Origin of the sequence: Oricola sp., assembly GCF_022763245.1 — a bacterium.
GTDB lineage: Bacteria > Pseudomonadota > Alphaproteobacteria > Rhizobiales > Rhizobiaceae > Oricola.
This window is the reverse complement of the sequence record NZ_JALEGV010000025.1, coordinates 1-7,643: the sequence shown is the minus strand read 5'-3', so window position 1 is coordinate 7,643 and position 7,643 is coordinate 1. Positions and strand designations below refer to the sequence as shown.

The window sequence follows — 7,643 nt, the reverse complement described above, 5'->3', positions numbered from 1 at the left end:
TGCCACGGCCTCGGGCTATCAGGGCGCTGCCACGGCCTCGGGCGATCAGGGCGCTGCCACGGCCTCGGGCTATCAGGGCGCTGCCACGGCCTCGGGCGATCAGGGCGCTGCCACGGCCTCGGGCATCGACGGAAAGGCTCGCGCTTCCGAAGGTTCGGCGATCTTCCTCGTCGAGCGGATCGATAGTTTTGGCGATGATCACGGCACGATCATCAACGTCTTCGCCGGCATAGCAGGGCGCGAAGGCATCAAGCCTGACACCTTCTATCGCCTTGTCGGCGGCAAGCCGGTGGAGTGCGAATAGTGGTTGCGCTCCCCGAGATCACCAGCCCGACGCTGGACGCGATAGAGGCGGCTGTTGTTGCCGCCGAAGCGCTCAACCCCAGGCGAGGCTATATCGGCGCGTCGTCTATCGGCAATCCGTGCGAACGGCATCTGTTCTACCAGTTCCGCATGGCGCACGAGCCGGAGCGATTTCCCGGCCGGATACTGCGACTGTTCGATACCGGACATGCCGAGGAAGTGCGCATGATCGCATGGCTGCGCATGGCCGGCGTGGACGTGCAGGACGTCGATCCGGAGACCGGCGACCAATGGGAGGTCGAGGCGCTTGAAGGCCATTTCAAGGGTCATCTCGACGGCATCATCACCGGCCTGCTGGAAGCGCCGAAAACGCCGCACCTGCTGGAATGTAAGACGCACAACGCCAAGTCCTTCGCCCAGTTGAAGAAACACGGCGTCGCGGTCGCAAAGCCGGAACACGTCGCGCAAATGCAGGTCTACATGCACCTGAAATCGCTGACACGCGCGGTGTACTTGGCCAAGAACAAGGACACCGACGAGCTCTATCTCGAGCGCGTCCACAACGACCAGGCGCACGCCCTGCAGCTGCTCGCCAAGGCTGAGCGGATCAGGGACGCGAACGACGCGCCGGAGCGGATCGGCGATGCTGACAGCTTCGCCTGCAAGTTCTGCGACTCCCACCCGCTGTGTCACGGCGGCGCTCCCGCTCTGCGGCATTGCCGGACGTGCATGCATTCCGCCTGGGACAAGGACGGGTGCTGGCACTGCCTTCGCCATGACCGCGAGCTGACCGTCGAGGACCAACGGGCAGGCTGCCCCAACCATCTCTACCTCCCGAGCCTCGTCAACGGCGAGCAGATCGACGCCGACGAGAAGGCCGAAACGGTCACCTACCGCATGGCCGATGGCCGCGAGTGGGTGGATGGGCAGGAAAGGACAGCAGCATGAAGATCGTCACCATGGCTGGCGCGCTAAAATCCGCGATGCGTATCGCCGGGTTTGTTATCGAACCACGAAACACCCTCCCAATCCTTGGGTGCGTCAAGTTCGACGGCGCGAAGATCACTGCAACCAATCTTGATATGGAGGTCGAGGCCAAGTTCCCGGCTGCGCAGGCCAATGGCGCGGCGTGTGTCGACTTCCTGTCTCTCAATCGGCTCGTTGGCGCAATCCCGGCGGACGAAACCGTCACGATCGAAACCAATGACGACGGCGTGTCTCTGGCGTTCGACGAGGGGCTTTATCAGCTTCACACGCTCCCGGCGTCCGATTTTCCGGACATCGGGATGCCGAAGCGGATGCGGCACGAGAAGGCTGGCGAGCAGATCGTAAACGCCTTCCGACTCGTGTCGCACTTCGTCAGCGACGAGGAAACGCGTTACTACCTCAACGGTATCTGCCTCGATGGGGATCTGGCCGTCGCCACAAACGGCCATGTCCTCGGCAACTTCCCGACCGGCATGTCGTTCGATGACCGGCCCATAGTGCCGCGCTTCGCAGTGCAGGCCATCAACCGGATCGGGCCGTTCAAGTCGCTCGCGGTCGAAAAAGAGCAGATGCGCGCTGAATTCCATTTCGACGGCGTGAAGCTGCGAACGAAGCTGATCGACGGCACGTTCCCAGAATGGCAGCGCGTCGTACCCGAGCTCAACGACGATGCGCCACGACTGATCGTCAAGCGATCAGAGCTGCTTGCCGCGATCAAGCGCATGTCGTCGGTGAGGCTCGGCCGGACGCACCTCGTCACCTTCGCCGCTCACATCAACAAATGCGTCGCGTACTCCGGCAATGTCGACCGTGGTATTGCTCGCGAGCGGCTGCCGTCGGCTTTGGTCGAGAATGCGCCGGAACCGGTTACGATCAGCTTCGACGCCAAGTACCTGGTCTTGATGTGCGGCGCGCACAGCCGCAGCGGCACGCTCGTCTTCGGATTCAACGATGCCGGTTCGCCATGCCTCATCGCGAGCGAGATGGAGGGCTTCAGCAGCATCCTCATGCCGGTTCGCAGCGGCAATGACAGTTCCGCGATCATGTCGATCGACATGCTGGCCCGTCGTTCCGTCGAGCAGGGGAGGGCTGCATGACCCAGGCACATCCTCTCCAATGGCCGCAGGCCAGACCACGCAAGGCCGCGGCTCACCGCAAGCGCGCGAAGTTCGGGAAGGACGGCCCGCGCGGGTGGAAGCAGGAACTCACCGTCGCGGATGCCCGGCATAGACTGCAGCGCGAGCTGGACATGATCGGCGCCCGCTATCCGGTCGTCAGTTCGAATGTCGAGTTGAGGCTCGACGGCGCTCCCCGGAGCGGACAGCGCGAGCCGGATGATCCGGGGGTGTGCGTCTATTTCGATCTCAACGGCAAGCCGATGGCGATGCCTTGCGACACCTATGACAGGGTAGCCGACAACATTGCGGCCATTGCGGCGCACATGGAAGCGACGCGCAAGATCGAGCGGCACGGCGTCGCCAGCGTTTCCGAGATGTTCGCAGGCTTTGAGGCTCTGCCGGCGCCCGGGCAGGCGAACAGCCAGCAATGGTGGGTGGTGCTCGGCTTGGACCGTCATGCGGCTTCGGTTGCGGACGTGAAGACGGCCTACAGGCGCTTGGCTGCCGAGCGGCACCCGGACAAGCCGGGCGGCTCTCAACAGGCGATGGCAGAACTCAATGTCGCCAAGGATCAGGGGCTGGAGGCTGCGCGCTCATGACCCTCCAATCCTATCACGACCTGATTGCCAAGAAGGCGGTTTCCTTCACCCCGAAGGGCTTTGCCCAATGGCCGGACCTTCATCCTGACCTGTTCCCGCATCAGCGCGCCGTGACCGAGTTCTCGCTCGCGACTGGCTGCTCGGCCATGTTTCTCGACACCGGACTCGGCAAGTCATTCGCCGCATTGGAATGGGGGCGCATTGTCGTCGAGTTGACGAATAAGCCCGTCCTGATGCTCGCGCCGCTCGCGGTCGGCCCGCAACACCAGCGCGAGGCGGATCGCTTCGGGATCGACGCGCGTTATGTCCGGACTGGCGAGGAGGTCGGCGGACCCCGCATCTACATCACGAACTACGAGCGGCTGGATAGCTTTGTTGCGTCGAAGTTCGCCGGGGTCATCCTCGACGAGAGTTCGATCCTCAAGAGCTTCACCGGCGTCACGACACGCAAGCTTATCCAGACATTCGCCGTGACGCCTTATCGGCTCTGCTGCACCGCCACGCCAGCCCCGAACGATCACACCGAGCTGGGCACGCATTCCGAATTTCTCGGCGTCATGCGTCGCGATGAGATGCTTCCTCGGTGGTTCATTCATGACAGCGCCGACACTGGAACATGGCGCATCAAGGGGCATGCTGCAGCTGATTTCTGGCGTTGGGTTGCGTCGTGGTCGCGGTGTGTCGCGCTGCCGTCAGATCTCGGCTTCGACAATGGCGATTACGTCCTGCCGCCGATCCAGACGTTTCAGCATATGGTGGAGGCGGATCGCACCGTCGATACGGGCGAGGAAACCAAGGGCAAGTTCGCCGGGCAGCAGCGGCTTTTCCGCATGCCGGAAACGAGCGCCACGTCAATCCACAAGGAAAAGCGGCTCACCAATGATGACCGCGCCGATCTGGTCGCTGAATGCATTGATAGCGACCCGAACGAACCGTGGATCGTCTGGTGCGACACGGACTACGAGGCCGACGCCGTGATCGAGCGCATTCCCGGTGCCGAGGAAGTGCGCGGCTCGATGCAACTCCCCCTCAAGGAATCCCGGCTCGACGCTTTTTCGCGCGGCGATCTTCGCGTCCTCGTAACCAAGCCATCGATCGCCGGATATGGCCTCAACTGGCAGCACTGCGCCCGTATGGCATTCGCGGGCCTCTCGTTCTCCTACGAGAATTATTACCAGGCCGTCCGGCGGTGCTGGCGCTTCGGGCAGAAGCGGTCGGTCGAGGTGCATATCGCAATGGCCGACACCGAAGCGGCTATCAAGCGCGTCCTCGACCGCAAGGCCGGTGACCATGCCGCCATGAAGCGCGAGATGCAGGCCGCAATGCGCGCCGCCCACCAATTCCATGCCCGCAAGACATCCTACCAGCCGAACAAGGAGGCCGCGCTCCCGGCGTGGTTGCAGCCATGAAAGTGCTTGACGCCCATCACGGTGAGAACTTCACCGCATACAATGCCGATTGCGTCGAAGGCGTCCGCGAGTTGCCGGACATGTCGGTCGGCTTCTCGATCTACTCGCCACCATTCTCGCACTTGTTCATCTACTCGGACAGCGAACGCGATATGGGAAATGCGGCGAGCGACGACGAATTCCTCGAGCACTACGGGTTCCTGATCCGCGAGATCCATCGCGTCACAATGCCGGGCCGCCTTACTGCGGTCCACTGCACCGACATGCCGCGCACCAAGTCCATGCATGGTGAGATCGGTCTCTGGGATATGCCAGGCGCGATCATCGATGCGCACAAGCAGGCCGGATGGACCTATCACAGCCGCGTGACGATCTGGAAAGACCCGGTCGTTGAGATGCAGCGCACCAAGACCCATGGGTTGCTTTACAAGACCTTCTCGAAGGACAGCACGCGCGTCCGGCAAGGCCTGCCAGATTATCTGCTCATCTTCCGCAAGACACCGCCCGACGAGCGCGAGGCTGTTCCGGTCGGCAAGGACAAGTCGCTCTTTCCCGTCTCACTCTGGCAGCAATGGGCGTCCCCTGTCTGGATGGACATCAACCAGACCGACGTTCTCAACGTTCGCGGCGCCAAAGACGGCAAGGACGAGAAGCACCTCTGCCCGTTACAGCTCGACTTGATAGAGCGTGCCATCCGCCTCTGGTCGAATGAAGGCGAGACGGTCCTGTCGCCGTTCATGGGCATCGGATCGGAGGGCTGGGGCGCGCTGAAATGCCAGCGCCGCTTCGTCGGGTTCGAGCTCAAAGAGACCTACTACCGGCAGGCGATCAAGAATCTGTCGCACATGTCAGACACGTCCTTCGCTGGCACTCTGTTCGATGGAGACGCGGCATGAAACCGAACGCGATCCGAAAAAAGGCCGCGAAAGAGTGCGCCGACCAGGAAGCGGCGCGCGCGATGTGGCGCAAAGTCATGGACGAGTTCCCTGACGTCGGTCGGCGTGAACTGGATAAGGGCAGGCTCGCAATGCTCACCGTGATCGCCGAAGGCGGCACGATCGAGGACGGCGCGAGCGCGGCGCGCGAGGTGCTGTCATGACCCTCCAGCTTCGTTCTTACCAGACCAAAGCCATCGAGGCCGTTCGCGACTACTGGCAAATCGGCGGCGGAAATCCGCTTGTCGAGATGGCGACAGGAACCGGCAAGAGCATGGTGATCGGGAAGCTCACCAAGGATCTGTTGAGCGAATACCCGAAAATGCGGGTCGTCATGCTGGTTCATGTGAGGGAGCTGGTTGCTCAGAATTTCGCCGCACTGCTTCGCGTCTGGCCAGATGCGCCGGCCGGCATCTATTCGGCCGGACTTGGCAAGCGTGACGCGCATCACCGCATAACCTTTGCCTCGATCCAGTCCGTATACAAGCGCGCCAGGTCGCTCGGCGAGCGCCACCTTATCCTGATTGACGAGGCACACCTCGTGCCTGCCAAGGGCGAGGGGATGTATCGGCAACTGCTGAATGACCTGTCAGCTTATGCAGATATGCGGGTGTGCGGCTTCACTGCCACACCCTATCGGCTCGACACAGGCCGATTGGACGGCGGCGGCGATGCGCTATTCGACAAAACCGTCTTCAAATACGGCATCAACGACGGGATCGACGACGGCTATCTCTCGCCGCTCATATCGCGTGCCGGCCTGTCCGAAATCGACGTGTCGAACGTCAAACGCCGCGGCGGCGAGTTTGTCCAAGGCGAGATGGAAGTCGAGGCCGACAAGATCACGATGCAAGCCGTCACCGAGCTGGTCGGGTTCGGCGAGAACCGGCGATCCTGGCTGATCTTCTGTGCCGGCGTAAAGCACGCGCTTAACGCCAGAGACGCGATCCGGGCGCACGGCATCTCGTGCGAGACGGTAACTGGCAACACACCGACTGGCGAGCGCGACGCGATCCTGCGCCGGTTCAAGTCCGGCGAGATGCGCGCGCTGACCAATGCGCAAGTCCTGACAACCGGATTCGACGCTCCGAACGTGGACCTCGTCGGGTTCATGCGCTCGACGCTCTCGACCTCTCTATACGTCCAAATCGTCGGTCGCGGCACACGTATCGCCGACGACAAGGAAAACTGCCTCGTGCTGGACTGGGGTGGCAATATCCGGCGTCATGGTCCGGTCGATGCCGTTTCTGTCGGCGCATGGCGAACACCAGGCGAGGACAGCGGCAAAGTTGGTGTCGATAGCGTTCGGGCAAAGGAATGCCCTCAATGCCAATCGCTGGCTGCGCTCAACGCCATCGAATGCAAGACCTGCGGGCACGAGTGGCCGCGCAACGAGAAGCCGAAGCACGAGGCGGAAGCGGAGCGCAATGTCGGCATCATGTCGCGCGAGAAGGTGCCGCCGCAACAGGTTCCGGTTGTGGACTGGAAATTCGAACGGCACACAAAGGCCGGATCGCCGGACAGCGTTCGCGTTACCTATATCGCCGGTCTCTCGACCTACCGCGAGTGGCTGGCCTTCGAACATGCCGGATACGCCAACCAGCGGGCGTGCCAGTGGTGGACGCTGCACGGCGGCACCGCGCCATTCCCTAAATCGGTGATCGAGGCCATCGAGCGGCGCGACGAGATCGCCATGCCGGTGACGATCAGCGTCAAGCCGAACGGGAAGTATTTCGACATCGTTGGCCGCGGCTTTGCGGATCAGAAGAAAGTGGAGGCGGCATGATGAAGCCAGACCTCTTCACCATCCAGCCTCAACCGGAGAAGACCGGATCTCCGATCATTGTCGACTCCTTCGCGGGCGGGGGCGGGGCCTCGACGGGTATCGAGATGGCGCTCGGGCGCTCGCCGGACTTCGCCATCAACCATTCCGCCGACGCGCTGGCGATGCACGAGGTCAACCATCCGGAGACCGTGCATCTCTCCAAGAACATCTGGCAGGTGGACCCGCTGGAGGTGGTCGGCCGCCGGCGTGTCGGGCTGGCGTGGTTCTCGCCGGACTGCAAGCACTTCTCCAAGGCCAAGGGCGGCCGGCCCGTGAAGAGCAACATCCGCGATCTCGCCTGGGTGGTCGTGCTGTGGGCCAGGCGCGTGCGGCCCGAAGTCGTCATTCTCGAAAATGTCGAGGAATTCCGCGACTGGGGCCCGGTCTCCGCCGAGGGGCGGCCGTGCCCGGACCGCAAGGGCGAGACCTTCAAGCGATGGACGTCGGAACTGAAGCGGCTCGGCTAC

The 7,643-nt window shown here is 62.7% G+C and carries 8 protein-coding genes and 1 pseudogene; all 9 read left to right on the top strand.

Annotated elements, in window-relative coordinates; all coding sequences use genetic code 11:
- Window positions 1-304, top strand: a pseudogene (locus MRY80_RS11410) (hypothetical protein); the annotation flags it as partial.
- Window positions 304-1,251, top strand: coding sequence for an oxidoreductase (locus MRY80_RS11405; RefSeq protein WP_293291099.1), 948 nt, complete (start codon window positions 304-306; stop codon window positions 1,249-1,251). The pseudogene MRY80_RS11410 and the gene MRY80_RS11405, both read left to right, overlap by 1 nt.
- A complete protein-coding gene (locus MRY80_RS11400) occupies window positions 1,248-2,387 on the top strand; it encodes a DNA polymerase III subunit beta (RefSeq protein ID WP_293291098.1) in 1,140 nt (379 codons plus the stop codon). Before MRY80_RS11405 ends, MRY80_RS11400 begins: the two co-directional genes overlap by 4 nt.
- On the top strand, window positions 2,384-3,007 hold the full coding sequence (locus tag MRY80_RS11395) for a DnaJ domain-containing protein (RefSeq protein ID WP_293291097.1): 624 nt from the start codon (window positions 2,384-2,386) through the stop codon (window positions 3,005-3,007). Before MRY80_RS11400 ends, MRY80_RS11395 begins: the two co-directional genes overlap by 4 nt.
- Window positions 3,004-4,416 carry a DEAD/DEAH box helicase gene (locus MRY80_RS11390; protein ID WP_293291095.1) on the top strand — a complete coding sequence of 471 codons (1,413 nt, stop codon included), beginning with the start codon at window positions 3,004-3,006 and terminating at the stop codon, window positions 4,414-4,416. The genes MRY80_RS11395 and MRY80_RS11390 overlap by 4 nt, the downstream gene beginning before the upstream one ends.
- 80 nt (window positions 4,417-4,496) lie before the next feature.
- Window positions 4,497-5,312, top strand: coding sequence for a site-specific DNA-methyltransferase (locus MRY80_RS11385; protein ID WP_293291093.1), 816 nt, complete (start codon window positions 4,497-4,499; stop codon window positions 5,310-5,312).
- Window positions 5,309-5,515, top strand: coding sequence for a hypothetical protein (locus tag MRY80_RS11380; protein WP_293291091.1), 207 nt, complete (start codon window positions 5,309-5,311; stop codon window positions 5,513-5,515). The genes MRY80_RS11385 and MRY80_RS11380 overlap by 4 nt, the downstream gene beginning before the upstream one ends.
- Window positions 5,512-7,137 (top strand): DEAD/DEAH box helicase, encoded by a 1,626-nt coding sequence (locus MRY80_RS11375; RefSeq protein WP_293291090.1) that lies wholly within the window; start codon window positions 5,512-5,514, stop codon window positions 7,135-7,137. The genes MRY80_RS11380 and MRY80_RS11375 overlap by 4 nt, the downstream gene beginning before the upstream one ends.
- Window positions 7,134-7,643 (top strand): DNA cytosine methyltransferase (locus tag MRY80_RS11370; protein ID WP_293291089.1); only part of this gene is annotated, 510 nt, incomplete at its 3' end. The genes MRY80_RS11375 and MRY80_RS11370, both read left to right, overlap by 4 nt.